Origin of the sequence: Limnohabitans sp. TEGF004 (genome assembly GCF_027924965.1) — a bacterium.
Lineage (GTDB): Bacteria > Pseudomonadota > Gammaproteobacteria > Burkholderiales > Burkholderiaceae_C > Limnohabitans.
This window is the reverse complement of sequence record NZ_AP027056.1, coordinates 1085240-1111252: the sequence shown is the minus strand read 5'-3', so window position 1 is coordinate 1111252 and position 26013 is coordinate 1085240. Positions and strand designations below refer to the sequence as shown.

Annotated in this window: 21 protein-coding genes and 1 pseudogene; 12 read left to right on the top strand and 10 right to left on the bottom strand. The window is 55.2% G+C overall.

All coding sequences use genetic code 11. The features are described 5' to 3' along the window. The first annotated feature begins 1 nt into the window (after position 1). From LINBF2_RS05570 to LINBF2_RS05545, 6 genes are read left to right on the top strand one after another with little or no spacing between them, the layout of a single operon-like run. Positions 2 to 562: a hypothetical protein gene (locus tag LINBF2_RS05570; RefSeq protein WP_281891061.1), complete on the top strand. Its 561-nt coding sequence runs from the start codon at positions 2 to 4 to the stop codon at positions 560 to 562. Positions 563 to 571: 9 nt separating this feature from the next. Beyond that, the gene (locus tag LINBF2_RS05565; RefSeq protein ID WP_104797526.1) at positions 572 to 1327 is read left to right on the top strand and encodes a hypothetical protein; all 756 of its coding nucleotides are present in this window, start codon (positions 572 to 574) and stop codon (positions 1325 to 1327) included. A gap of 11 nt (positions 1328 to 1338) precedes the next feature. Next, the gene (locus tag LINBF2_RS05560) at positions 1339 to 2544 is read left to right on the top strand and encodes a hypothetical protein (RefSeq protein ID WP_281891058.1); all 1206 of its coding nucleotides are present in this window, start codon (positions 1339 to 1341) and stop codon (positions 2542 to 2544) included. A 51-nt stretch (positions 2545 to 2595) separates the two neighbouring features. Beyond that, positions 2596 to 3342, top strand: coding sequence for a tRNA-uridine aminocarboxypropyltransferase (locus tag LINBF2_RS05555; RefSeq protein ID WP_236657756.1), 747 nt, complete (start codon positions 2596 to 2598; stop codon positions 3340 to 3342). A 15-nt stretch (positions 3343 to 3357) separates the two neighbouring features. Further along, the gene (gene ylqF, locus LINBF2_RS05550; RefSeq protein WP_104797528.1) at positions 3358 to 4296 is read left to right on the top strand and encodes a ribosome biogenesis GTPase YlqF; all 939 of its coding nucleotides are present in this window, start codon (positions 3358 to 3360) and stop codon (positions 4294 to 4296) included. Between the two features lie 12 nt (positions 4297 to 4308). Beyond that, positions 4309 to 4902, top strand: a complete 594-nt coding sequence (locus LINBF2_RS05545) for a 3'-5' exonuclease (protein WP_104797529.1) — start codon at positions 4309 to 4311, stop codon at positions 4900 to 4902. A gap of 7 nt (positions 4903 to 4909) precedes the next feature. Here LINBF2_RS05545 and LINBF2_RS05540 read toward each other — a convergent pair whose 3' ends face one another. Beyond that, on the bottom strand, positions 4910 to 5269 hold the full coding sequence (locus LINBF2_RS05540; protein ID WP_281891054.1) for an SUMF1/EgtB/PvdO family nonheme iron enzyme: 360 nt from the start codon (positions 5267 to 5269) through the stop codon (positions 4910 to 4912). A 50-nt stretch (positions 5270 to 5319) separates the two neighbouring features. Continuing rightward, positions 5320 to 5553 (bottom strand): annotated as a pseudogene (locus tag LINBF2_RS05535) (SUMF1/EgtB/PvdO family nonheme iron enzyme); the annotation flags it as partial. Positions 5554 to 5741: 188 nt separating this feature from the next. Between LINBF2_RS05535 and LINBF2_RS05530 the strand changes: the two are divergent. Further along, complete coding sequence (locus LINBF2_RS05530) at positions 5742 to 6665, top strand: hypothetical protein (protein ID WP_281891052.1); 924 nt, start codon at positions 5742 to 5744, stop codon at positions 6663 to 6665. A gap of 86 nt (positions 6666 to 6751) precedes the next feature. Here the strand turns inward: LINBF2_RS05530 and LINBF2_RS05525 are convergent, their stop codons facing one another. Genes LINBF2_RS05525 through LINBF2_RS05505 form a run of 5 tightly spaced genes read right to left on the bottom strand, consistent with a single transcriptional unit; the run spans position 6752 to position 14450 of the window. Further along, positions 6752 to 9850, bottom strand: a complete 3099-nt coding sequence (locus LINBF2_RS05525; RefSeq protein ID WP_281891050.1) for a type I restriction endonuclease subunit R — start codon at positions 9848 to 9850, stop codon at positions 6752 to 6754. Then, a complete protein-coding gene (locus tag LINBF2_RS05520) occupies positions 9847 to 10884 on the bottom strand; it encodes a virulence RhuM family protein (RefSeq protein WP_281891048.1) in 1038 nt (345 codons plus the stop codon). Before LINBF2_RS05520 ends, LINBF2_RS05525 begins: the two co-directional genes overlap by 4 nt. Next, positions 10881 to 11717, bottom strand: coding sequence for a BRO family protein (locus LINBF2_RS05515; protein ID WP_281891046.1), 837 nt, complete (start codon positions 11715 to 11717; stop codon positions 10881 to 10883). Before LINBF2_RS05515 ends, LINBF2_RS05520 begins: the two co-directional genes overlap by 4 nt. Before the next feature lie 13 nt (positions 11718 to 11730). Continuing rightward, positions 11731 to 12882: a restriction endonuclease subunit S gene (locus LINBF2_RS05510; protein WP_281891044.1), complete on the bottom strand. Its 1152-nt coding sequence runs from the start codon at positions 12880 to 12882 to the stop codon at positions 11731 to 11733. Next, entirely contained in the window at positions 12879 to 14450 is a 1572-nt protein-coding gene (locus tag LINBF2_RS05505; protein WP_281891042.1) for a type I restriction-modification system subunit M, read from the bottom strand. Before LINBF2_RS05505 ends, LINBF2_RS05510 begins: the two co-directional genes overlap by 4 nt. Before the next feature lie 140 nt (positions 14451 to 14590). On the opposite strand from LINBF2_RS05505, the gene LINBF2_RS05500 reads away from it, so the two are divergent. Then, on the top strand, positions 14591 to 14935 hold the full coding sequence (locus LINBF2_RS05500; RefSeq protein ID WP_281891040.1) for a type II toxin-antitoxin system RelE/ParE family toxin: 345 nt from the start codon (positions 14591 to 14593) through the stop codon (positions 14933 to 14935). Between the two features lie 11 nt (positions 14936 to 14946). Further along, positions 14947 to 15240, top strand: a complete 294-nt coding sequence (locus LINBF2_RS05495; protein ID WP_104800370.1) for a helix-turn-helix domain-containing protein — start codon at positions 14947 to 14949, stop codon at positions 15238 to 15240. Positions 15241 to 15515: 275 nt separating this feature from the next. Here LINBF2_RS05495 and lpdA read toward each other — a convergent pair whose 3' ends face one another. From lpdA to aceE, 3 genes are read right to left on the bottom strand one after another with little or no spacing between them, the layout of a single operon-like run. Beyond that, entirely contained in the window at positions 15516 to 17360 is a 1845-nt protein-coding gene (gene lpdA / locus LINBF2_RS05490; RefSeq protein ID WP_281891038.1) for a dihydrolipoyl dehydrogenase, read from the bottom strand. Between the two features lie 15 nt (positions 17361 to 17375). Further along, complete coding sequence (gene aceF, locus LINBF2_RS05485; protein ID WP_281891036.1) at positions 17376 to 19037, bottom strand: dihydrolipoyllysine-residue acetyltransferase; 1662 nt, start codon at positions 19035 to 19037, stop codon at positions 17376 to 17378. A gap of 18 nt (positions 19038 to 19055) precedes the next feature. Beyond that, positions 19056 to 21755 (bottom strand): pyruvate dehydrogenase (acetyl-transferring), homodimeric type, encoded by a 2700-nt coding sequence (gene aceE, locus LINBF2_RS05480; RefSeq protein WP_281891034.1) that lies wholly within the window; start codon positions 21753 to 21755, stop codon positions 19056 to 19058. 152 nt (positions 21756 to 21907) lie between these two features. Between aceE and LINBF2_RS05475 the strand changes: the two genes are divergently transcribed. The 3 genes from LINBF2_RS05475 to folD all read left to right on the top strand — a co-directional run bounded on the left by LINBF2_RS05475 (position 21908) and on the right by folD (position 26011). Further along, the gene (locus tag LINBF2_RS05475) at positions 21908 to 24415 is read left to right on the top strand and encodes a PAS domain-containing sensor histidine kinase (RefSeq protein ID WP_281891031.1); all 2508 of its coding nucleotides are present in this window, start codon (positions 21908 to 21910) and stop codon (positions 24413 to 24415) included. 15 nt (positions 24416 to 24430) lie between these two features. Next, positions 24431 to 25057, top strand: a complete 627-nt coding sequence (locus LINBF2_RS05470; RefSeq protein WP_104800365.1) for a response regulator transcription factor — start codon at positions 24431 to 24433, stop codon at positions 25055 to 25057. Positions 25058 to 25150: 93 nt separating this feature from the next. After that, positions 25151 to 26011 carry a bifunctional methylenetetrahydrofolate dehydrogenase/methenyltetrahydrofolate cyclohydrolase FolD gene (gene folD / locus LINBF2_RS05465; RefSeq protein ID WP_281891028.1) on the top strand — a complete coding sequence of 287 codons (861 nt, stop codon included), beginning with the start codon at positions 25151 to 25153 and terminating at the stop codon, positions 26009 to 26011. Positions 26012 to 26013: the final 2 nt, after the last annotated feature.

The following is a 26013-nucleotide window of genomic DNA, read 5'->3' as shown; positions in this document are numbered from 1 at the left end:
CATGAGCATTTCCCCATTCTTCCAAGAGCTGCGCTCTGCCTACCAAGCCGAGTTGGACGACCTCAACTCTGACTCCGAAGGCCACTACATCCTTGACAAGCGCTTGGCGGAAAAGCGCAAAGAGTTGGACTTCTTGTTGCAAATGATGGACCTCAGCCCCGAGATGGTGGCCGTGGTCTTGCACCAAGCCTTTGAGTTTCACGAGCCCGAGTTGATGGCCCACTTCATCACCCGCGATGCGGATGATTTGCTGAGCTGGGATGCCTTGTCTGAAGGTGTGCGCATTGCACCTTGGGCACAACCCATCGTCGACAAAATTTTGGCTGAGCCAGTTGGCGCTTGGTTCATGACCGTGGCCGCTGCACTCGAATACATGCATGGCACGCCAATGCGAGCTGGATTACACGGTGGTGCACAGTCAAACGACGCCGATGCCGATGAAGATTTGCAAAACGTCGAGCGCGGCGACCAAGCCGAGGATGACGAAGAGCGCGAAGCCCGTGAACGCGAAGAAGCAGGCAACGCGTGGATGGTCGAACAAGGCTTCGACAGCAAAGAATAAGGAAACGTCATGACCGACAAAACAAACGCCATCGCACTGATTACCAAAACGCAAAGCCTCATCGCCGCAGGTGACATCACCGGCGCAGAGGCTGCGTTGGTCGAGCTGGCCGATGCCGAAGGCGATCAAGCACTGATGGTGGTGCTGGAGCAGCTGCCTCCCAAAGACATCTTGGCTGTTATTCGTGAGTACGACACGTCTAAAGAATCGGTCATCAACCTGCTGGTCACGCCCGAGCAATTTGCCCGTGCCGTAGTGATTGAAAAACAATACAAAGACCTCACCCGCACCCACCTGCGCGGCATGATGAACTCCATCATCTTCCGCGAAGACGCAGACACGGTTGAGTTCCTCACCGCCATTGGCGACCTAGAAGGCGGCGCAGAAGCGCTGGCCGACTACTTCAGCGAAAAGTGGAGCCGCATTGAAGCCTTTGCGCGCACCGGCACATTCGACACCATGGAAGACGATGGCGACATGCTGACCGAAAGCGCCCTACTCGGCTCGGCCTATGTGAAGCCACGCGTCGAAGAAGACGAAGTGGCCGACCAAGACTGGATGCAACTCGCTTGGATCTTGCGCCACAAAATTCCAGACCTCTTCATCGAAATGCTCTTGGTGCTGCGCGCCAAAGCACGCGCCCACGATGCAGGCCTGTCGGAAGAAGACGAGGAAGAGGACGATGGCAAGGTCGAAACCAGCGCCACCGACCGCGGCCAAGCCACACCCGCTGCCCGTGACTCTGACGAAGAATCAGCCATCTAAATCCACAGACCATGACGCAATCTGTTGTTGCCCTTTTTGATGACCGCCCTTTCTTTGAAAAGGTGTTGGCCTTCGGCGTGCAACACGGCGTATTAGACCAAGCCAAGCTAGACGCCATCCAAACCGATGCGCCCAAAGGCATGGTGCAAATTGCGCGTTACTTTGGCAGCGAGTTCTTACGTCCCGAGCTTGAAAAAGCCAAGGACCGCATCGTCAACATGGTCAGCCTCACGCTGCAAATTCAAAGCGGTGGCGATCTGCGCAAAGCCGCCGAACACTTGCGCGAGCACTCATTCATGTCACGCTCTAAAGCAGCATCAGACATGCTCAAAGCCCTCATCGTCATGCCGCGAAATACGCACTTTGGCATGAACGAGCATGGCGGCTTCAGCGACAAACACATCCCGCAATTGGCCAAATGGTCGCTCTGCAATCTGGCCGACTACCAAGCCGAGCTGGCCAAACGCCAACAAGTGGCCCACGTCATCGACGCCGCTATTTGGATGGCCGACGAGCTGGGCCTGCACGCCGATGATTTAGAAGAAGCTGGCTGCGATGCCGAAGCCGTCATTCGCACCGCCTTGTTAGCAGCCGCCACCAAACACAAAGACATGCCTGACTGGGTGGCCTTTCAAAAAATCATCGCCACCCTGCGCAAACCCAGCGCCACCAAAGCCATCAACTTGGCTGCGCCTAAAAACCTGCCTGCTGAGTTCAAAGAAGCAGTCGAGCAAGTGCGGCAAAGCGTGGAAGCCGACTTGGCCAAAATTTTGGACGGTGCCATCACATGCCAAAAGCTCTTCAACCAAACACCAGCTTTTGTAGGCCGCTACTTTTGGGTGGAAGACGGTTTGTCCGAGGTCGACCACTTTGACCGCCAAACCTCTGCCGCGTGGACCAAAGCCACAGGCGGCCACAGCGACGACAGCTCGTTGCTCACCCTCTTCTTGTGCATTGCTACGGGTAGCACAGGCAAAACGCTGTTGACCGAAAAAACGGCTGCCACGCTGATTCGCAAAATTCGTAAATCAGGTTTAAAGACTGAACTGGCCACCGAATTCATCCAGGCCAATGCACCGGCTGAGCATCAAGACGATTACATCGACATGTGGGAGTCGTTCATCGACGATGCGCTCGTCACTTTAGAGAGCGACCATGATTACAAATTACACGATGCACTGTCGCTCTTGCGCCGCGAGTGCAATGTGTCTGAATAAGCTTTCGCTGCCCAGCAATAGCCACCGCTCCAGCCGTCAACTTCCCCAGTCGTGTCCGTCTACTTGCCCCACGCGGTTTCTCGCCTTCGCGCCTCGCGCCTAGCCCGCAGCGTCAAACCCTTTCTAGCTCGTGGCGGCCCCAAAGGCGAACGCTGCGCTGGCTGCCGCTTGGTGCCCACCCACTGCATCTGCGCGCTTCGCCCCAACGTGCCCACACGCGCAGGCATGTGTTTGCTCATGGCCGACATCGAGCCGCTCAAACCCAGCAACACCGGTTGGCTGATTGCCGATGTGGTAGCCGACACCTTTGCCTTTGGTTGGGCGCGTACCGAAGTTGACCCTGCGTTGTTGGCTCTGTTGAACGACCCACAATGGCAACCCTATGTGGTCTTCCCTGCTGAATTTGCTGATGACACACGCGTGGTGCATGAGGTGACGCACAACGCCAACACGCAACCTGTGAAGCGGCCCTTGTTCATGTTGCTCGACGGCACATGGGACGAAGCCCGCAAGATGTTTCGCAAAAGCCCCTACCTGCAAAACTTCCCCGTGCTTAGCCTGCAGCCCGAACAACTCTCACGCTACAAACTGCGCCGCGCCCAAAGCGAAGCGCACCTGTGCACCGCCGAAGTGGGTGCGATGTGTTTGGCACTGGCTAACGACACCCAAGCTGCCGAAGCCCTCAACGCCTACTTTGAAGTGTTCACCGAGCACTACATCAAAGCCAAGCAACAACTCCCCGTCGATTTAACGGATGACGTGCATCTGCGATTGCAGACAGCCACCCACTCCGCGTGAACGACAATCAAGACTATGGCTATTCAATGGTTCCCCGGACACATGCACCTCACGCGCAAAGCGATTGGGGAGCGCATCAAAGAGATTGACGTTGTCATCGAAATGCTTGACGCCCGTTTGCCCGGCTCTAGCGCCAACCCGATGCTGGCCGAACTCATCAAAACAAAGCCTGCACTCAAGGTGCTGAGCAAGCAAGACTTGGCTGACCCAGCTCGCACCGCGATGTGGCTGGCCCACTACAACGCCATGCCCGGCGTGCGTGCCATTGGCCTCGACACCAGCATGTCGTCACCCGCCAAAGCGCTGATCGACAACTGCCAGCAACTCGCCCCCAACCGTGGCGGCATGGTCAAGCCCATGCGCGTGCTCATTTGCGGCATTCCCAACGTGGGCAAGTCCACCCTCATCAACACCCTCAAAGGCAAGCGCGCCACCAAAACGGGCGACGAAGCCGGTATCACCAAAACCGAGCAACGCATTGCCTTGGCCGATGATTTTTATTTGTACGACACACCGGGCGTGCTGTGGCCGCGCATCATCGTCGAGCAAAGCGGCTTCAACCTAGCCGCCAGCGGCGCGATTGGCGTGAACGCGTTTGACGAAGAAACCGTTGCGCTTGAGCTGCTCAACTACCTCATTCCGCACTACCCCAACGAGCTCAAGCAGCGCTACAACATCGACGACGTGGCCAGCCACACCGACGAAGAAATGCTCGAAGCCATTGGCCGCAAGCGCGGCGCAGTTCAAAGCGGCGGCCGCATCAACACTACCAAAGCCGCGCACATCGTCATCCACGATTTCCGCACCGCTGCGCTGGGCCGCGTCACACTAGAAACGCCAGAAGAATTTGCTGCGTGGCTGGCCGAAGGCAAGATTGCTGATGCCGAACGTGCCGTGCGCAAAGAGGCGATTGAGAAAAACAAGAAAACGGCGTTCAAATCTAAGAAGCGTTGAGATCAGCCACACATGACACAACGCCGCGACACCCCCGACAAAGAAGCCATCGCCCTGCTTCCAGAGTTTCCTCGTTTGGGGCTTGACCGCATCACCTTGGTCAACACCGGCAAACAAGCGCAACAGGCTCACGATGCGTTGATCACATCACCCGCTTGGGGCTTTGACACTGAATCAAAGCCCACCTTTCGCGTGGGCGAAGCGTCTGACGGCCCGCATGTGTTGCAGCTTTCCACGGGCGAACGCGCTTGGGTGTTTCAGCTACACGACCCCGAGTGCAGAGCTGTGGCTGCCGACTTGTTAGCGCGCGAAGGCATTGCCAAAGCAGGCTTTGGTTTGGGCGACGACCGCAAACGCATCATCCAAAAATTTGGCGTCGAGCCTGCGGGCATCTTGGAGCTCAACACCATTTTCAAAGCCCAGGGCTATCGCAAAGAAATGGGCGTCAAGGGCGCAGTGGCAGTGCTGTTCAACCAGCGTTTTCAAAAGTCAAAGAAGGCAGCCACCAGCAACTGGGCCAATCTGCGCTTGAGCGAATCACAGCTGGTTTACGCCGCCAACGATGCGTATGCGGCGTATCGCGTGTGGGAAGCGTTGCAGCTGTAAAGCACCTTCAGCGGTCATACACACATCGAAACCCGATGTAGACCGCATAAAAATCTGCAGGCTTAAACGCCTTCACATCGGCTTTCATGTTGAACGCGCCGTACCACCAAGAGCCACCCACCGTTCTGCGTTCGCGACCTGTGGCGTCTGTGCTGTCGGTGGTCCATTCCCACACATTCGCGCCCATGTTATACAAGCCATTCACACCTTGGCGTGTCGCGCCTGCGGGGGCGGCACGCGGCCATGGGTCGGGGTCGCTGGTGTTAGCGCCTTGCGGGCTGTCGCCTGTGGTCCATGGGTAAGTGCGGCCTTTGGCCCACGGTGCAGGGGTGCATCGCGCAGCTCGGTAAAGCCTGCCTTTTGCCACTCGTCCCCCGTGGGCAAACGGCCACCCGCCCAGCGGCAATAAGCCTGTGCCTCGGCAAAATCTAAATGCACCGCAGGCATGTCGGCACGGGTCGTCTGCCCATCGGGCTTTCGCCAGCTCCAGCCGGGGCGGCGCTCCCACCCTGCCCCGTACTCAAAACCACCGCCTTCTTTCTCGGCCCGCGTCACCGTGCCCGTGGCTTGCACATAGCGCTCAAACTGCGCGATGGTCACCTCGGTTCGGTCTATCGCAAAGCTTGGCAACACCACGCGCCCCTCATCCATTCGCACGTGCGCGTGCGCGGCAGATGCAACCAACAAGAGGACCGATAAAGCGTGTTTGATAGACATGCATCAAGTCTAAACAAGCTGCCCTTGTTGCGCAGCACGTGGTGAAGATGCCCTGAGGCTAAGCCCTAAAATTGGCACATCATTCGCCCGTTGTTCGGGCCTAGCCTCTACCCCACTTCACCATGTCCACCCCTTCGGGCCTCAGCGCCGCCACTCCATCTGAACCAACCACCTCGGTGCTGGAATTTGCCAACTGCCAGTGGCGCGTGCGCAGGCCCAAGCCCTTTGTGTTGGTGATTGAAGGCGAGGAAAAAAACTTCAAGGGCAATGAGGCGGAAGCCCCCACCGACTACCTGCACGACAAACTGCTATTGCCTGAATGGCGCGAAGCCTTTTACAAGTTGGTCGATGCCACGGGCTTGGTGGTGTGCCTGAACGTTCACACCCAACACCCCACCTACCGCGACGTGCGCGGGCGCTCTAGCAAAGGGCGGCTGAGCCAAGGCGAGTACTACCACCACGACGGCTGCACTGGGCCCGTCAAGCCGCGCTTTGTAGAAATTCGCTGTCCCATCCAACCGCAAACACGCGGCGTGGCCACGGCTGTAGCGCCCCATCACGATGTGGTCAAAGCCATGGTGCAAGTCTTAGCCGCCGAGTTACCCGCCGAATTGGCCAAAATAGCCGCACTGGCCACACAAGACATGAGCCCAGAAGCCTTGGACCAGATGGACTACGCCGCGCTAGACCATATGCAAGGCCTCATCACGCGCACTGTGCGCAAGAAGCTCAACGCCGAAGGCGCACGCAGCTACTTCCGCCAAGTCGATGCAAAGGCCAATGCCTACTTTGAACCTTGGGCCTTGGGCGAAAGCCGCTTTATTGCCAACGCCAACAGTGGCGTGACCATGCAACACCGCCGCGCCTACCAAGCCCCACACACTGGCGGCGTGGCCAATGGCCACTTGGTCAAGCGTTGGACCAATGAAGAGCTGCTGCTACCTGGCCAAGTGGCAGACCTTGCCTTGATTGCTGCGCTGTGCAGCGAAGAAGGTGATGAAGTGGATGGGGAGCGGGCTGAGGGGTGTTACCTCGGGGCGCATTGAGTGCGGTGAATACGCGGCCTAATCACCGCACAGAATGCGGTGAATACAGAGCTTAATCACCGCATGAAATGCGGTGATTAGCAAACTTAGACCTGCCCACCCACGCCTTTGAACTTCTCTACAAAGGCAGCGATTTTCTGAAACACGCTTTGCTTCTTAGTCAAGTATTGCGGGTTGAGTGGGCTCATCTTTGGCAAGATGGCATTGAGCTCTGTTCCATTGTCACTGGCGTACTCACGCTTTAAAGAGTTAGTGATGTAACGCTTGGCCGCTTCTGCATTCAGGCTCTCAGAGCTAATCAGCTCTTGTGCTTCGCGTTGTTGCTCTGCTTGCGCAAAAGCAAAGAAAGCTTCAATCACGCCAGCCTTGTCGCCCATCTTGTCTAAGTCCGACTGGTTGATGAAGTCAACCAGCAAGCTTTCTTTGGCTCGATTACCTAAGCTAGATCGAATCAAACGACGAACGTCTTCAACCAGCGCTACTTTGTCTTTGACCTTTTTGTTGTTGTCAAAGATCAACTCCAAAATGAAATCAAGATTGATCTCTTGCGACTTCAACAGGTCAACCTCAAACACCACATCGTCCCAATCGACGCTGGACTGCTCGGGTTGCTTGCCTTCTCGCTCACGGCGTAGCCAATCGCGAATATCGTTGTAGGCAGAACGGTAATCCTGAAGCGCCCGCTCGCTAGGGATGTTCAGGCCCTGCATGGCAGTCAGCTCGTTGTCTGTCAGTCCATGCTGCGCCTTGAAGGCCTCGACAGCTGTCGCGTCACGCACGTCCAAGCTTTGCGCGGCGCGCAGGCTGGCAAATTCATCAAAGTTTTGCAGCACATTTTCAATGCGCAAATACTCGCCAAACAGTTTGGCAAAGGCTTTTTTATCGGCCTCTTTTTCGATGGCCGCAGGGTCTGGAAAGCGCTGCTCCAACTCACCCACCACCTCAACGAAGCCGCGTCGCGCCTCACCCGTCACCACATCGGTGAAGCCTTCCATGTATTCCTTGTAGCTTTTCTCCAGCACCACGTTTTTGGTGTTCTTGTCACCAAACAGAGTGATGGCGTCTACCGTGGCTTTTTCCAAATCTCGAAAAGTCACGATGTTGCCAAAGGTCTTGGTGGCATCAAAGATCCGGTTGGTGCGTGAATAGGCCTGAATTAAGCCGTGGTAGCGAAGGTTTTTGTCAACGAACAAGGTGTTGAGCCTTGGCGCATCAAAACCTGTCAGGAACATACCCACCACGATCAACAAGTCAATTTCACCCGACTTCACCTGCTTGGCCAGGTCTCGGTAGTAGTTTTGAAACCCGTTGCTGTCCACACTGAAGCTGGTCTTGAAGTGCGCGTTGTAATCGGCAATGGCGGCGGTCAAAAACTCTTTGGCGCTGCTGTTCAGGGCAGACACATCCAGGCTCTCGTCTTGAATATCGCCAATGGCTTCTTGCTCTTCATTGGCTGCAAACGAAAAAATGGTGGCTACGCGCAAAGGCTTGTCGCTATCCTTTTGCAGGTCTTTGAGCGTCTCGTAATACAGCTTGGCCGCGTCCACACTGCTGACGGCAAACATGGCGTTAAAGCCCTTGCTGCCCGTTTGCAAGCGATGGGTTTTGCGGCGGAAGTTGTTCAGGATGTAATGCGAGATTTCCTCAATTCGTTTGGGGTGCAGCAAGGCCTGTTTGTTCTCGGCTGCGCTCAGCTTCTTCTCATCCTGCTCCGTTTCAATGGCTTTGAACTGTGGGCGCACATCGTTGTAATCCACCTTGAACTTGAGCACCTTCTCATCGCGAATGGCATCGGTAATCACATAGGAATGCAGCTCTCGTCCAAACACACTGGCCGTGGTCTCTGCGCCCAAAGCGTTTTGGGGAAAGATCGGCGTACCCGTAAAACCAAACTGATAGAACTTCTTGAACTTTTTCTTCAGGTTCTTCTGCGCTTCGCCAAACTGGCTGCGGTGGCACTCGTCAAAAATAAACACCACCTGCTTGCCGTAAATGGCTAGATCGGCCTCAGTACGCATCAAGTGATTGAGCTTTTGGATGGTAGTGACGATGATCTTGTTGTCATCCTTTGCCAAATTGCGCTTTAGGCCCGTCGTACTCTCAGAGCCGTTCACGCTGTCGGGTGAAAAGCGCTGGTACTCCTTCATGGTCTGGTAGTCCAGGTCCTTGCGGTCCACCACAAAAAACACCTTGTCCACAAAGTCCAGCTCGGTGGCCAAACGCGCGGCCTTGAAGCTGGTCAGCGTCTTGCCCGATCCGGTGGTGTGCCAAATAAAGCCGCCGCTTTCTGTGGTACTCCAATTTTTAGCCTGATAGCTGCCACCAATCTTCCACAAAATGCGCTCGGTAGCGGCAATCTGGTAAGGGCGCATGACCAGCAAGGTGTCACTCGCATCAAACACCGAATAGTGCAGCAACACCTTCAGCAAAGTCTGCTTCTGAAAAAAGGTAGCCGTGAAATCCTTCAGGTCCTTAATCAAACTGTTGTCCGCCTTCGCCCAGTTCATGGTGAAGTCGTAGCTGTTTTTGTTGCGCTGCGTTGTGTTGGCAAAGTAGCGGCTGTCTGTGCCGTTGGAAATCACAAACAACTGTAAATACTTGAACAGTGAGTTCGCGCTGTTAAAGCTCTCTTTGCTGTAGCGGTGTACTTGGTTAAACGCCTCGCGAATGGCTACGCCGCGCTTTTTCAGTTCTACCTGCACCAGTGGTAAACCGTTGACCAAAATCGTCACGTCATAGCGGTTGGCATGTTTACCTGTTTGCTCAAACTGCTTGATCACTTGCAACTTGTTGCGAGCAATGTTCTTCTTATCCAGCAAATAGATGTTCTGAATACGCCCATCGTCAAACACAAAGTCGTGAATGTAGTCATCGTGAATCTTGCGGGTCTTCTCCACAATGCCATCACTTGCTTTGTCCAGCCAGCTCTCTACAAAGCGCTGCCACTCGGCATCTGAAAACGCCACGTTATTGAGCGCTTGTAATTGCACGCGCACATTGGCCAGCAAGGCCTCGGGCGTGCTGAGGCCGGGTACGTATTCGTAGCCTTGATGACGCAGGTCTTGAACCAGCTCACGCTCTAGCTCGCTCTCGCTCTGGTAGCTCTCGTTGACTTGCCACTCTTTGGTGTACTTGTCCAAAACAATAAAATTTTTGGACTCGGCAATGGTTTTGTAGTCGCTCACTCGTCAGCGCTCCCTTTGTGCAACAGCTTTTTGACTTGGCGGTCGAAATCGGATTCGATGCGTTGCTGCTTGTTGAATTTTTCATACTCGGCCAGCGCTATTTGGTCAGCCTGCTCACGGCTGATACTGCCGTAGCCTTCCAAAACACGGTATTCATTGAAGGCCAAAAACTTGTCCACGCTCTCGGCAAAACCCGCCATGGTGAAGCTGGTGCGCTGCTCGATGATGCGTTCGATGTAGTCAAAAAATGCGGCCACTGCACGCTCCAGTTTTTTGATATCCGACTCGCTCAAATAGTTTTTGGCCACCAGCGTGTCCGACTTCAGCACGCGGCCAGCGGGTGCATTTTTAAAGGTGCTCAAGCCCATCAACGGCTTGCTGGCATCGGCTTGGCGCGAAATAATCTCTGCCGACGTCTGCCCTGTGATTGCGAAGTGAAACTTGTCTTGCACATGGGCGTAAAAAAGCCGCGTGGTCTCTGACTTGGGGTCGTAGTCGATGCTGCACTCGGCAAAAATATCGGTGATCTGCTGGTAAATACGCCGCTCACTCGACCGGATGGAGCGCACCCGCTCCAGCAGCTCACGAAAATAATCCTGGCCAAAAAAGCTCCCGTTTTTCAGGCGCTCATCATCCATGGCAAAGCCCTTGATGATGTATTCCTTGATCAGCTGGGTGGCCCAAATGCGGAACTGCGTGGCCTGTGCCGAATTGACGCGGTAGCCCACCGAGATGACGGCGTCGAGGTTGTAATACTTGACCTGCTGCGTCTGCGTCAGTCCAGCCACAGCACCGTGCTCACTGGTTGTTTCCAAAATGGAAATAACCACTTCTTCCACCAGTTCACCACTGTCAAAGATGTTTTTCAGGTGTTTAGAAATGGCTGGCACCCCCACGCCAAACAACTCGGCCATGCGCTTTTGGGTCAGCCAAATGGTTTCATGGCTGAGCAGCACCTCCACCTTGATGCCCCCATTGGGCGCGGTGTAGAGCAGAAACTCGGTGGTTTGGTCGCGGGTGGTGAGCTTCTTCATGCTTTGCCCCTTGTTTTGGGGCCGGGGTTCTGCCCCAAGGCCCGCAGTTGCTTGGCGTTTTGCGGGCTGACCAGCTTTTTGCCCGTTTCGGCTTCCAGCTTCAGCCGCGCCTGCCGGGCCACGCCGCCACCGCGCTTGGCCACGGATTCGTGTTCGTCCAGCGTTTGCGGTTGCACGGCTTCTGAGATTTCTTTGGTGGACAGCTCGGCCAGCATGCTCATGATCAACTCTTTGTTGGTCATGTTGTCGCGCAGGTTTTCTTTCTTCAGGCCCTTGTGCTGCTTGTATTCCTTGGCGGTTTTGTCGGCCCAGGTTTTGTAGATCACATCGGTCAAAAAGGCGAACTGCGGCCCTTCTTGCAAACCGTGCTTTATCCACTCGTCGGTCAGCTCCTTGCGGATCTCGATGCTCTTGAGCCGCTGGTTGATCCAGTTGTCTGTGTAGCCAAGGCGCTTGTAGTCCCGCATGGCCTGCTCAATGCTGAGTTCAGGGTCTTGCAGTTGGTCTAGGCGCTGGCTGCCCACTTCGGCCAGCCAGAGCTTGAAGGGTTCGGCCTTTTTAGAAGGGATGGACTGAACGATGCGCAGCAGATGCTGGGTCGTTGCGGCCAATGTTTTTCTGGCTTTGCCAGTCTCGGTGGGCATGGCTACCTGGGGACAATTTGTCCCTATGTAGTCGCGCAACTGTTCGTCCCGTTTGCGCAGCTTCTTCAAATAGTCCGTCGGGTTGACGCTGTCTGTGAGCGCAGCGACCACATCGACAATGGAAAAAAACCATTCTTCACGCTCGGCATCCCAATGGTTGCGGATATGGGTGGATTCAAACAACTGCACTTTGACAGGGCGGTCATTGGGCATGGGCATCTCCATGGCTTTCCGACTTCGGAAAGCTCAGCAGCAAATCGCGGTAGTGCTCGTACTGCTTCTGGCGCAGTTCGATTTCGCGGGGCAAGCCTTCGCTTATGGAGTTGGTCAGCGCATCGAATTTATCGAGGATGGCGACGATGCGTTTTTGCTCTTCGAGCGAAGGAAAGGGTATTTCCAGTTGAACAAGGTCAGACTTATTGACGGCAGGAACCCCACCTTCTTTTTTTAAGCCCAGTAGCAGTTCGCTTCGTGATTGAAGGAAGTAAAAAAGATATTTGTTGATCAGAACCGTCTTATCTGTTGACTGCAACTTGTAGCACAAAGGCCCCAACCAGAATGGTTCGTTTTGATATCCCACATAGCCAATGCCGCCTTGACCTCGCGACGGAGTTGTGACGGTATCGCCTGCACAATTACTTGCTGCGCTGTATCCGGATCGGGATGTTCCAGCATTGATGTAATCAAAGCTTGTTGCTGTTTCAAGAATTTCCGTCGGCTTTGAACCAGTGTTTACATCAGCCAATTCCCCCAACGTCTTCCACTCCACTTCCCCATCTTCAAAACTCAACAACTGATCGCGGTAGTGGTTGTATTGTTTTTTTCGGGTGGTCAGCTCGGTGGTCAGCTCGGTGGTCAGCTCGGTGAAGGCGTCCAGGATGCGGACGATTTCGGCTTGAATTTCAAGCGACTTTTTGGGATTGTCTGGACAGGGGATTGGGATTTGAAAATCCTCCAAAGTTGACAGCACGATGTACGTCATAGCGGCGCTGTTTGTCCTTTCCTCAAGATACTTTTTGAGGTCGTTACTGAGTACGTAAAACAGAAATCTAATGTTTACGCCACTTGCGAAGCTGGTCAGCACGTAAGTGCGCTGATACGCGTCAAATTTCCCAGAATAATGCTTTACCTCGCCAACATTTGCATTTCCCGCAATAAGTAATGCTTCCGTATCCCAGCGATATTTATTTATCCTGCTAGTTTCTTTTGCGGTCGTGAAAAACATAAATTCACCATCATCAACCGCTGCATTTGCGTTTAGTTTCCCGGTCTCAATCTTGCAGACGCTTGCGAGTGCCTGCCACTCCACCGCCCCCCCATCCAACAGCTTGTTCATAAAGTCCAAACTGCTCATGCCTGCTGCTCCTCGCCTTCAATCTCGGCCACGATGGCGTCAATGTCTTTGCGCAGTTGGTCGATCTTGGCCACGGTGGTTTTCAGCTCGGCGTTGAGCTGGGTAATGTCCACCACTTCGCGGGTGTCTTTGGCCTGCACGTAGCTGCTGACGGACAGGTTGTAGTCGTTGGCAGCAATCTCGGAATGGCTGACCGAGAGGGCGAAGTGGTCCACATTGGCCTTGCTGTCGAACACGGCCATGATTTGGTCAATGTGCGTTTCGAGCAGCGTGTTGGTGTTGGTGTCTTTCTTGAACAGTGCGCTGGCGTCTATGAACTGGGTGGTAGTGTCCGCCTTGTGTTTGGACAGCACCAAAATGGTCACGGCAATGGTGGTGCCGTAAAACAAATTGGGCGCGAGCGAGATGACGGTTTCCACATGATTGTTGTCCACCAGGTATTGGCGGATTTTTTGCTCCGCACCGCCCCGGTAAAAAATGCCCGGAAAGCAAACAATGGCGGCGCGGCCCTTGCTGGATAGGTAGCTGAGTGCGTGCAACACAAAGGCAAAGTCAGCCTTGCTCTTGGGGGCCAGCACGCCTGCGGGAGCAAAGCGGTCGTCGTTGATCAGGGTGGGGTCGTCGCTGCCGATCCACTTCACCGAGTAAGGCGGGTTGGAGACGATGGCATCAAACGGTTTGTCATCGCCAAAGTGCGGCTGGGTGAGAGTGTCACCCAGCTGGATGTTGAACTTGTCGTAGTTGACGTTGTGCAAGAACATGTTCATGCGCGCCAAGTTGTAGGTGGTGTGGTTGAGTTCTTGGCCCCAGAAGCCGTCTTGAATCAAATGCTGGTCAAAGTGTTTTTTGGCTTGCAGCAGCAGTGATCCCGAGCCGCAGGCTGGGTCGTAAATTTTATTAACACTGGTTTGCTTGTGCATGGCCAGCTGGGCAATCAGCTTGGACACATGCTGGGGCGTGAAAAACTCACCGCCCGATTTGCCGGCGTTGGCCGCGTAGTTGGAAATCAAGAACTCGTAGGCGTCGCCAAACAGGTCGATTTGGTTGGTCTCGAAATCGTTGCCGCCAAAGTCGCCAAAGTCCAGCTCGGCCACGCCTTTGAGTACGGCGGCTAAACGGATGTTCTTGTCTTTGACGGTATTGCCAAGGCGGTTGCTGGTGGTGTCAAAGTCGGCAAACAGGCCTTTGATGTCTTTTTCGGATGGATAGCCATTGGCCGAGCTTTCAATGGCGGTAAAGATAGCGGCTAAATCGGTGTTTAAGCTTTCGTTGGTGTTGGCACTGGCAACCACTTTGGCAAACAGCTGACTGGGATAGATGAAATAGCCCTTGGTCTTGATGGCATCGTCTTTGATGTCTGCGGTGATCACGCTATCGGCCAGCTCTGCGTAGTTGATGCTGTCGTCACCCGCTTCGATGTAGCTGGCAAAGTTTTCGCTGATGAAGCGGTAGAACAAGGTGCCCAACACATACTGCTTGAAATCCCAGCCGTCTACTGCTCCGCGTACGTCGTTGGCAATTTTCCAGATTTGGCTTTGCAGTGCGGCGCGTTGTTGTTGGCTGGTCATTCTTATGTTCCTGTTCTTTGCAGCCGATATTGTCGCTTCTAAGTAAGTGGAAAACACTCAAATTCAGAGGCAATTTCACACCAGCTAATCGGTTGATCGCGTAAACATAGAGACTTGTCAAATTAATCCAATGGATTAGAATGAAATCTCTACTCACCATCGCCGAGCTGCCCGAATACATACGTCGCGCTGAGAAACTGATGAGCGCGTCTGAGCGCTTAGACATCATCAACTACTTGGCTGCGCATCCGAAAGCGGGCGACTTGATGGAGGGCACAGGCGGCATTCGCAAACTGCGTTGGGGACGGGGTGCACAGGGCAAGTCAGGTGGTGTGCGCGTGATCTATTACGTTCACAGTGAACAAATGCCGCTTTACCTGCTGACACTGTTTGCAAAAAATGAACGTGCCAACATCAGCAAAGCTGAGCGCAATGAGTTGGCAGAAGTGGTCGATTTGCTCGTGCAAATTTGGTTTGAATCGTGAAAGGAAAACACATGACAAATGCATTCAACAGCATCAAACAAGGTTTGACTGAAGCCGTTGCGCACGCCAAAACCAAAGACACCAAAACATCTGGTGTGAAGCTGTACCAACCCCATGCAGTTGATGTGTCAAACCTGCGCCAACGCCTAAGCCTGACACAAGAGCAGTTTGCAGCTCGCTTTGGTTTTTCAGTGGCTACATTGCGTCATTGGGAACGTGGTGACCGTTCACCCAGCGGTGCTTCGCTGGTGTTGCTCAATGTGATTGATCGCAACCCAACAGCGGTACTGCAAGCATTGCAATAAAAGAAGCTGCCAAGCCTTTCAGGTTGGGCGGTATACTTTTTCTCGTAAGCACTGAGGACCCCACTCCCGCACCTGTAAAGGTACCTAAGCCGGTGATGCCCTTTGATGCACCAGAGCAAGACGCCACCCTCGAGGTGGCGTTGCGCTTTGTGGGGCTAGATTAGCCCAAGGGTCGAAAAAATATTTGATTTGCACTTGCATTGAAATCACTCCACAAGAAAAAAAGCCGCCAACCCTCTTAGGTTGGCGGCTTTTTTATTTACAGCGCGAAACGTTTACTTCTTGCTAGGCGGCAAGTCCGTGCAGCTACCGTGCGCCACTTCTGCCGCCATGCCGATGCTTTCGCCCAGCGTGGGGTGTGGGTGGATGGTTTTGCCGATGTCCACAGCGTCTGCGCCCATCTCGATGGCCAAAGCGATCTCGCCAATCATGTCGCCCACATGCGTGCCCACCATGCCGCCGCCCAAGATCTTGCCGTGGCCGTGGGCCTCGGGTGAATCGTCAAACAGCAGTTTGGTCACGCCTTCGTCGCGGCCGTTGGCAATGGCGCGGCCCGAGGCGGTCCAAGGGAACAAGCCTTTTTTGACCTTGATGCCTTGCGCTTTGGCTTGGTCTTCGGTCAAGCCCACCCATGCCACTTCGGGGTCGGTGTAGGCCACGCTTGGGATGACGCGTGCGTTAAACGCAGCGGCTGCCAGCTCTTTGTTGCCTTGAAGTTCGCCCGCAATGACTTCGGCCGCCACGTGCGCTTCGTGCACCGCCTTGTGCGCCAACATGGGCTGGCCCACGATGTCGCCAATGGCGAAGATGTGCGGCACGTTGGTGCGCATTTGAATGTCGACGTTGATGAAGCCACGGTCGGTCACAGACACGCCGGCTTTTTCAGCGGCGAGTTTTTTGCCGTTGGGCGTGCGGCCCACAGCTTGCAACACAAGGTCGTACACCTGCGGCGCGGGGGCTGTGCCACCCTCTTCTGCCGGTGCAAACGTGACTTCAATGCCTTCGGGCAAGGCGCGTGCTGACACGGTCTTGGTCTTGAGCATGATGTTGTCAAAGCGCTTGGCGTTCATCTTTTGCCAGATCTTCACCAAGTCACGGTCAGCGCCTTGCATGAGGCCGTCCATCATTTCCACCACGTCCAGGCGTGCGCCCAGCGTGCTGTAAACCGTGCCCATCTCTAGGCCGATGATGCCGCCGCCCAAGATGAGCATGCGCTTGGGCACTTCTTTGAGTTCCAAAGCACCGGTGCTGTCGACCACGCGTGGGTCGTTGGGCATAAAAGGCAAACGAACGGCTTGAGAGCCTGCAGCGATGATGGCCTTCTTGAAGGCGATCACTTTTTTGCTGCCGTTTTGTTCTTGTGCAGTGCCAGTGGTCTCGCTCACTTCGAGGTGGTTTGCACCCACGAACTGACCCAAGCCGCGCACGGTGGTGACCTTGCGCATCTTGGCCATGGCAGCCAAGCCGCCTGTGAGTTTGCCAATGACTTTTTCTTTGTGGCCGCGCAGCTTGTCGATGTTGACAGCGGGTGTACCGAAGTCCACACCGAGGTCAGCCATGTGGGCCACTTCGTCCATCACCGCTGCGACGTGCAGCAGGGCTTTGGATGGAATGCAACCCACGTTCAAACACACGCCGCCCAAGGTGGCGTAGCGCTCGACGATGACGACGTTCAAGCCGAGGTCAGCCGCACGGAATGCAGCCGAGTAGCCACCAGGGCCACCGCCCAACACGAGCACATCACACTCGATGTCGGCAGAGCCGCCAAAGGATGAGGCTGTTGGTGCGGGGGCTGCGGCCACTGGAGCAGCGGGTGCTGCGGCTGGAGCCGCTGCGAGCGCAGGTGCAGAAGCGGTTGGCGCGGCAGGAGCAGCGGCAGCGCCTTCTGCATCCAACACCAACACAACAGAGCCTTCTTTGACCTTGTCGCCCAGCTTGACTTTCAACTCTTTCACCACGCCTGCGTGTGAGGATGGAATTTCCATCGACGCTTTGTCGGACTCCACAGTGATGAGCGATTGCTCAGCTTTGACTGTGTCGCCGGGTTTGACCAGCAACTCGATCACGGCCACTTCGTCGAAGTCGCCGATGTCTGGAACTTTGATATCAATCATTGCCATATCAGTTCCTTGGGCTTAGAGCAACACGCGACGGAAGTCGCCGAGGATTTGACCGAGGTACGCATTGAAGCGTGCCGCCGCTGCGCCGTCGATGACGCGGTGATCCCACGTCAAGCTCAGAGGCAACATCAAGCGTGGCACAAATTCTTTGCCGTTCCACACGGGTTCCATGGTGCTCTTGCACACACCGAGGATGGCCACTTCGGGCGCGTTGATGATGGGCGTGAAGTACTTACCACCAATGCCGCCGAGGCTAGAGATGGTGAAGGTTGCGCCAGTCATTTCGGCGGGGCCGAGTTTGCCGTCACGGGCTTTCTTGGCCAGCTCTGACATTTCGGCGCTGATTTGCAGCACGCCTTTTTTGTCGCAATCGCGGATGACGGGAACCATCAAACCATTGGGCGTGTCAGCGGCAAAGCCGATGTGCCAGTAGTTTTTGTAGACCAGTGCATCGCCGTCGAGCGAGCTGTTGAACTCTGGGTATTTCTTGAGCGCGGCCACGCAAGCCTTGATCAAGAAAGCAAGCATGGTCACTTTGACGCCGCTCTTCTCGTTCTCTTTGTTGGTCGAGACGCGGAAGGCTTCGAGGTCGGTGATGTCACAGTCGTCATGGTTGGTGACGGCCGGAATCATGATGGCGTTGCGAAGCAAGTTCGCGCCGCTGATCTTCTTGATACGGCCCATTTCTTTGCGCTCGACAGGACCGAACTTGGCAAAGTCAACCTTCGGCCATGGGATGAGGCCCAAGGCTGCACCATCACCACCCGCAGATGCGCCACCCTTGGCTGCTTGAGCCTTGGTTTGTGTCGCGCCCGACATGACGGACTTGGTGAAGGTTTGCACGTCGTCTTGTGTGATACGGCCTTTGTGGCCAGAGCCTTTGAGCTCTTCCAACGGCACACCGAGTTCGCGTGCGAACTTGCGCACAGAAGGTGATGCGTGTGGCAAGCCCAATGTGGGTGCGCCTGGGGCGTGTGCTGGTGCGGCCACGGCAGCCACTGCAGCGGCAACCGCAGTAGGTGCAGCAACAGCGGCAGATGCTACGGCTGCAACTGCAGATGCGGCTGCAGACACAGGTGCAGCAGCGGCAGACACGGTGCCTTCCAAAATGGCCAACAAGTCACCAATGTTGACGGTGTCGCCCACTTTGACTTTGAGCTCTTTGAGCACGCCCGCGTGTGAGGATGGAATTTCCATCGAGGCTTTGTCAGACTCAACCGTGATGAGCGATTGCTCCACCTTGATGCTGTCGCCAGGCTTCACAAACACTTCGATCACGGCGACGTTTTTGAAGTCGCCGATGTCTGGCACATGAATTTCGATGGAGCCGGATGCAGCGGCGGCTACGGGAGCTGCAGCTGCAACGGGTGCAGGCGCAGCGGCGGCTACAGGCGCAGCTGCTGCGGCTGCAGGGGCTGCGGCCGAAGCTGCAGCAGCACCAGCGGCTTCCACCACCAACACCACTGAGCCTTCTTTGACCTTGTCGCCCAAGTTCACGCGCAGCTCTTTGACCACACCAGCTGTACTCGATGGAATTTCCATTGAGGCTTTGTCTGATTCGACGGTGATCAGGGACTGTTCCGCTTTCACGGTGTCGCCCACTTTGACCAGCAGTTCAATGACTGCGACTTCGTCGAAATCCCCGATATCCGGGACTTTTACTTCTACCAATGCCATGTTGTGTCTCCCGAATTTTTATGCGTACAGCGGGTTGATCTTGTCGACTTTGATGCCGTACTTTTTGATGGCTTCAGCCACTTGTGCCACTGGCACAGTGCCTTCTTCGCTGAGGGCTTTGAGGGCTGCCACCACGATGTAGTGGCGGTTAACTTCAAAGTGCTCACGCAGCTTGCTGCGGAAGTCGGAACGACCAAAGCCGTCTGTGCCCAACACTTTGTAGGTGCGGCCTTTAGGTATGAACGAACGAATCTGTTCGGCATAGGCTTTCATGTAGTCGGTCGATGCAACGACTGGGCCGACGTATGGGTCCAACTGTGCAGTGACAAACGGCACTTTTGGTTTGTCGGTGGGGTGCAACAAGTTGTAACGCTCAGCGTCTTGGCCGTCGCGTGTGAGTTCGTTGAAGCTTGGGCAGCTCCACACGTTGGCAGCAACGCCCCAATCAGCAGCGAGCAAGTCACGTGCAGCCATGGATTCACGCAAGATAGTGCCCGAGCCCAACAAGTTCACGCGTGGTGCAGTTTTCTTGCCCTCGCCTTGTTGCAGCAAGTACATGCCTTTGATGATTTGCTCTTCCGTGCCAGCTTTGAGGCCGGGCATGGCGTAGTTTTCGTTCAACAAGGTGATGTAGTAGAAGACGTTGTCTTGCTTCTCGACCATGCGCTTCAAACCGTGGTGCAGGATGACGCCGACTTCGTGTGCGAAGGTGGGGTCATAAGACACGCAGTTAGGAATGGTGTTGGCCATGATGTGGCTGTGACCGTCTTCGTGCTGCAAGCCTTCGCCGTTCAAGGTAGTACGGCCCGATGTGCCGCCCAACAAGAAGCCGCGTGCTTGCATGTCGCCAGCAGCCCATGCCAAGTCGCCAATGCGTTGGAAACCAAACATCGAGTAGTACACGTAGAACGGCACCATGATGCGGTTGCTGGTGGAGTAGCTGGTGGCAGCTGCAATCCAGCTCGACATACCGCCGGCTTCGTTGATGCCTTCTTGCAAGATTTGGCCAGCTTTGTCTTCTTTGTAATACATCACTTGGTCTTTATCGACCGGTGTGTATTGCTGACCTGCAGGGTTGTAAATACCGATTTGACGGAACAAACCTTCCATACCAAAGGTACGGGCTTCGTCCACAAGAATAGGCACCACGCGTGGGCCCAAAGCTTGGTCACGCAAGAGCTGCGTGAGGAAGCGCACATAGGCTTGAGTGGTCGAGATTTCACGGCCTTCGGCTGTGGGCTCCATCACCGATTTGAAGATGTCCAACGACGGCACAGTAAAGCTTTCTTCAGCTTTCGTGCGGCGGTGTGGCAAGTAGCCACCCAAGGCCTTGCGGCGCTCGTGCAGGTAACGCATTTCGGGGGTGTCATCCGCAGGCTTGTAGAAAGGCACGTTGGCCAACTCACTGTCTGGCACTGGGATGTTGAAGCGGTCGCGCATGTAGCGGATGTCTTCGTCTGTGAGCTTTTTGGTTTGGTGAACGTTGTTCTTGCCCTCGCCTGCTTTGCCCATGCCAAAACCTTTGACGGTTTTGATGAGCAACACAGTGGGTTGGTCTTTGTGCTTCACGGCTGCGTCGTAAGCTGCATAGACCTTTTGTGGGTCATGGCCGCCGCGCTTCAAAGCCCAGATTTCGTCGTCGCTCATGTGCGAGACCATCTCGAGCGTGCGTGGATCGCGACCGAAGAAGTGCTTGCGCACATAAGCGCCGTCGTTGGCTTTGAACGCTTGGAAGTCGCCGTCCAAGGTTTCCATCATGATCTTGCGCAGTGCGCCGTCTTTGTCGCGAGCCAAGAGCTTGTCCCACTCGCTGCCCCACAAGAGTTTGATGACGTTCCAGCCTGAGCCACGGAATTCGCCTTCGAGTTCTTGAACGATCTTGCCGTTGCCGCGCACTGGGCCGTCTAAGCGTTGCAAGTTGCAGTTGACCACGAAGATCAAGTTGTCGAGTTTTTCGCGAGCGGCCAAACCAATCGCACCCAAGGATTCGACTTCGTCCATTTCGCCGTCGCCGCAGAACACCCAAACCTTGCGGTTTTCGGTGTTGGCAATGCCGCGTGCGTGCAAGTACTTCAAGAAGCGCGCTTGGTAGATGGCCATCAATGGGCCAAGGCCCATCGACACGGTGGGGAACTGCCAAAACTCAGGCATGAGTTTGGGGTGTGGGTAGCTGGACAGACCTTTGCCATCGACTTCTTGACGGAAGTTGAGCAATTGCTCTTCGGTCAAGCGGCCTTCAAGGTAAGCACGGGCATAAACGCCGGGCGACACGTGACCTTGGATGTACAAGCAGTCGCCACCGTGGTTTTCGTTTTCAGCGTGCCAGAAGTGGTTAAAGCCAGCACCAAACATGTGGGCCAGTGACGCGAAGGAGCCAATGTGGCCGCCGAGGTCGCCGCCGTCGATTGGGTGGTGACGGTTGGCTTTGACCACCATCGCCATCGCGTTCCAACGCATGTAGGCGCGCAGGCGTTCTTCAATTTCGATGTTGCCGGGGCAATGGGCTTCTTGATCGGGTTCGATGGTGTTGACGTAACCCGTGGTGGCAGAGAACGGCATGTCGATGCTGCTCTCGCGTGCGTGTTCGAGCAGTTGCTCTAACAAGAAGTGCGCACGTTCAGGCCCTTCTGCATTGATGACGGCGGACAAAGCGTCCATCCATTCACGCGTTTCTTGGCTGTCCACGTCGGTACGCAGATCGTTCGGTTGTGCTGACATGCTTGTCTCCTCTTGTTGCACTTGTTTTTACTCGAATGTAAATAGTTTCTCACAAATTTCTGAAATTTCAAATAGCGACTATTGATTTCTTATTATGAAATCTAGTAATTACCTGAAGGAATGATTTCACGGCAGACATAAACTCACCGCACATGTCAAAAACATTGCCCATTTCCCCTTTCACGCAACTCATCACCCACTGGCGTCAGTGGTGGCGCCGACAAACCCCCAACCGTCAGGACCGCTTCGCGTTCATCGCCCCGCTAGCGGCGGTGGTGCTGTTCATGGCCGCCATCACCACCGCGTTTTGGTACCTGCGTTACGAAGAAATTGTGCGCGAACAAGAAGTCGTTCGCCGGGATGTGGAGTACGCCCAACAACGTTTACGCCTACGCCTGCTTGATAAACAAGAACAAATCATGCGCATGGCGCGTGACATTGCCAACAGGGAAACCGATAGCAAGGCTTTTTCTAGCGAAGCCCAAACTCTGTTAAATCAAAGCCCTGAATTGGCGAGCCTGACATGGGTAGACGCGCGTCAACGTGTGCACATCAGCTATGCCAGTGCCAGCAACAACTCGACCATGAGTTTTCTGAGCGGCACGACCATCACCCATGCCGAGACGATCAGCACGTTTCATTTGTCGCGTGATTTGCAACAGCCCGTTTACTCGCAACCCATCATTGAAAAACGCAGCAGTGCAGCGCCATATACGCACTTGCAGCTTCATGTGCCGATCATCAACCACGGCAAATTCGAAGGCGTGTTGTTGGCCGAATACACGATGGATGGCATGCTGCGCTTTGCAGTGCCCAACGAAATAGCCAACCGATATGCCGTGTCTTTGCGAGACGTGAATAACCACGTGCTGGCAGGCCAAGCCAACAAAGCGCGCCCCAAAGTGACCGAGGTGTTGCCTTGGTTGTTCCAAACCAATGAGTACGAAGTACCCATCACCCCTGTGGGCTATGCACTGTCATTGCACGCGCAGGCCTACCGCACCTCGCAAGGTTTGATTGGCAATGGTGTGTTTTGGTTGGTGGCCGTGCTCAGTGCCATGACCGCATGGATGTTAATTGGCACTTGGCGCCACACCCGCCGACGCGTGCAAGCGCAACAGGCCTTGGTGGCCGAGACCAACTTTCGCCGCGCGATGGAAAACTCCATCCTCACCGGCATGCGTGCGATGGACCTCAAGGGCCGCATCACCTACGTGAACGCTGCGTTTTGCCAAATGACAGGCTGGACCGAAGAAGAGCTGGTGGGTCGTGAACCGCCCTTCCCCTATTGGCCCGAAGAAGACCGCGCGACCTTGGAAGAAAAACTTGCCCAAGAACTGCAAGGCGACACCACGGCCAGCGGCTTTCAAGTTCGCGTCAAGCGCAAAACAGGTGAAGTGTTTGATGCGCGCTTGTATGTTTCACCACTCGTGGATGCACGCGGCCAACAAACCGGCTGGATGACGTCGATGACCGACATCACCGAGCCCAACCGCGTGCGCGAACAACTCTCCGCAGCCCACGACCGATTCACCACCGTGCTCGAAGGTTTGGACGCCTCCGTGTCTGTGGCGCCTTTGGGGAGCAAAGAACTGTTGTTTGCCAACAAGCTGTATCGCCAATGGTTTGCCAGCACCACGCAAGGTCACCTGAGTTTGGTTTCGCAAGCTGGCCAACCACGCCCCTCGACAACATCAGACGCCGCAAACGATGACGGCCAAGATGAAGACGATGGCTTGATGGGCTTGCCCACCGAAGGCATCACCGAAACCAAGGCAGAGAACGCCGAAATTTATGTGCCGGAATTAGGCAAGTGGTTAGAGGTACGTTCGCGCTACCTCAACTGGGTGGATGGCCGCTTGGCGCAGATGGTGATTGCCTCAGACATCACCCCACGTCGCCAAGCCGAAGAGCAAGCCCAAGTACAAGCCGAACGCGCGCAATCGGCCAGCCGCCTCATCACCATGGGTGAGATGGCGTCTAGCGTGGCACACGAGTTGAACCAACCACTGACGGCCATCAACAACTACTGCAGCGGCATGGTGTCGCGCATCAAAGCCAACAACTTGACCGAAGAAGAGTTGCTCAAGGCTTTGGAGAAAACCGCCCACCAAGCGCAACGTGCGGGGCAAATCATTCAACGCATTCGCACCTTTGTGAAACGCAGTGAACCCAACCGCACCCCCTCCGATGTGACCGCCATGGTGGCTGAAGCGGTGGAATTGGCCGGCATTGAGATGCGTCGGCGACAGGTGCGGTTGAGCCAAGTGCTCGCGGCGCGCTTGCCCGCGGTGAACGTGGACCCCATCTTGATTGAACAAGTGTTGGTGAATTTGATGCGCAATGCCGCAGAGTCCATTGACCTGGCCCAGCGCCCGCTCACACGCCGCGATGTGGAACTAAAGGTATTACCACGCAGCGAAGAAGGCCAACCTGTGATTGAGTTTTCAGTCACTGACACAGGGCGAGGCTTGCCGCCCGAGGTGATGGAACGTTTGTTTGAAGCCTTCTTCTCCACCAAATCAGAAGGCATGGGCATTGGCCTGAATTTGTGCCGCTCCATCGTGGAGTCGCACCAAGGCAGGATGAAGGCCGAGAACCTCTACAATGGCGAGGAAATAACGGGCTGCCGCTTTTCCTTCTGGATACCGGTCCGATAGGTTGGAGTTTTTTTGATGAGTTTGATTCCCAAAAAAGGTACGGTCTACGTTGTAGATGACGACGAGGCTGTACGTGATTCCTTGCAATGGTTGTTAGAGGGCAAGGACTACCGCGTTCGTTGCTTCGATTCAGCTGAAACATTCCTCAGCCGTTACGACCCACGTGAAGTGGCTTGTTTGATTGTGGACATCCGCATGGGTGGCATGACAGGCCTCGAATTGCAAGACCGTTTGGTCGAACGAAAGTCGCCTTTACCCATCGTGTTCATCACCGGTCACGGCGATGTGCCCATGGCTGTGGACACCATGAAAAAAGGCGCGATGGACTTCATTCAAAAGCCTTTTGACGAAACCGCTTTGGTGAACTTGGTCGAACGCATGTTGGCGCAAGCCACCACGTCGTTCGCCGAATCACAACAAGCCGCCAGCCGCGACGCGCTGATGGCCAAGCTGACTACCCGAGAAGCCCAAGTGTTAGAGCGCATCGTGGCTGGCCGTTTGAACAAGCAAATTGCAGACGACCTCGGCATCAGCATCAAAACCGTGGAAGCGCACCGTGCCAACATCATGGAAAAGCTCAACGCCAACACCGTGGCCGACTTGCTGAAAACCGCACTCGGACAAAACGCTGCCAAAGCCTAAACACAAGCCTTTGGCAACCTCTTGAACGCCCCTTTAAACGCCCGTATTTCACGGGCGTTTTCAATTCAACTTCCTCTCTGTATACACAAGACCATGACTGCACAACTCATTGACGGCAACGCCCTCTCCAAACAACTGCGCGCACAAGTGGCCGCCGACACAGCCGCCTTGAAAGCCAAGGGTTTGACACCCGGCTTGGCTGTGGTTCTGGTGGGCGACAACCAAGCCAGCCAGGTGTATGTGCGCAACAAGGTCAAAGCATGTGAAGACGCAGGCCTGCACTCGGTCCTCGAGAAATACGAAGCCACCATGACTGAGGCCGATTTGTTGGCCCGCGTGGAAGCGTTGAATCACGACGACAGCATTCACGGCATCTTGGTGCAACTGCCCTTGCCTGCTCACATCGATGCGCAAAAAGTGATTGAAGCCATCAGCCCTGCCAAAGACGTGGATGGTTTTCACATCGCCAGCGCCGGTGCATTGATGACGGGCATGCCCGGCTTTTGGCCATGCACACCGTATGGCTGCATGAAGATGCTGGAGAGCATTGGCTACGACCTGAAGGGCAAACACGCCGTGGTGATTGGCCGCAGCAACATCGTAGGCAAGCCCATGGCACTTATGCTTTTGCAAAAAGATGCCACCGTCACGGTGGCGCACTCGCGCACACAAAACCTCAAAGCACTCACCTTGCAAGCCGATGTGATCGTGGCCGCTGTGGGCAAGCGCAATGTGCTAACGGCTGACATGGTCAAGCCAGGCGCTGTGGTGCTGGACGTGGGCATGAACCGCAACGATGAAGGCAAGCTCTGCGGTGATGTGGACTTTGACGGTGTGAAAGAAGTAGCCGGCTACATCACCCCTGTGCCGGGTGGGGTTGGACCGATGACCATCACAATGTTGCTGGTCAACACCTTGGAATCGGCGCAACGGGCCTTATCTGAGAAGCATTGAAA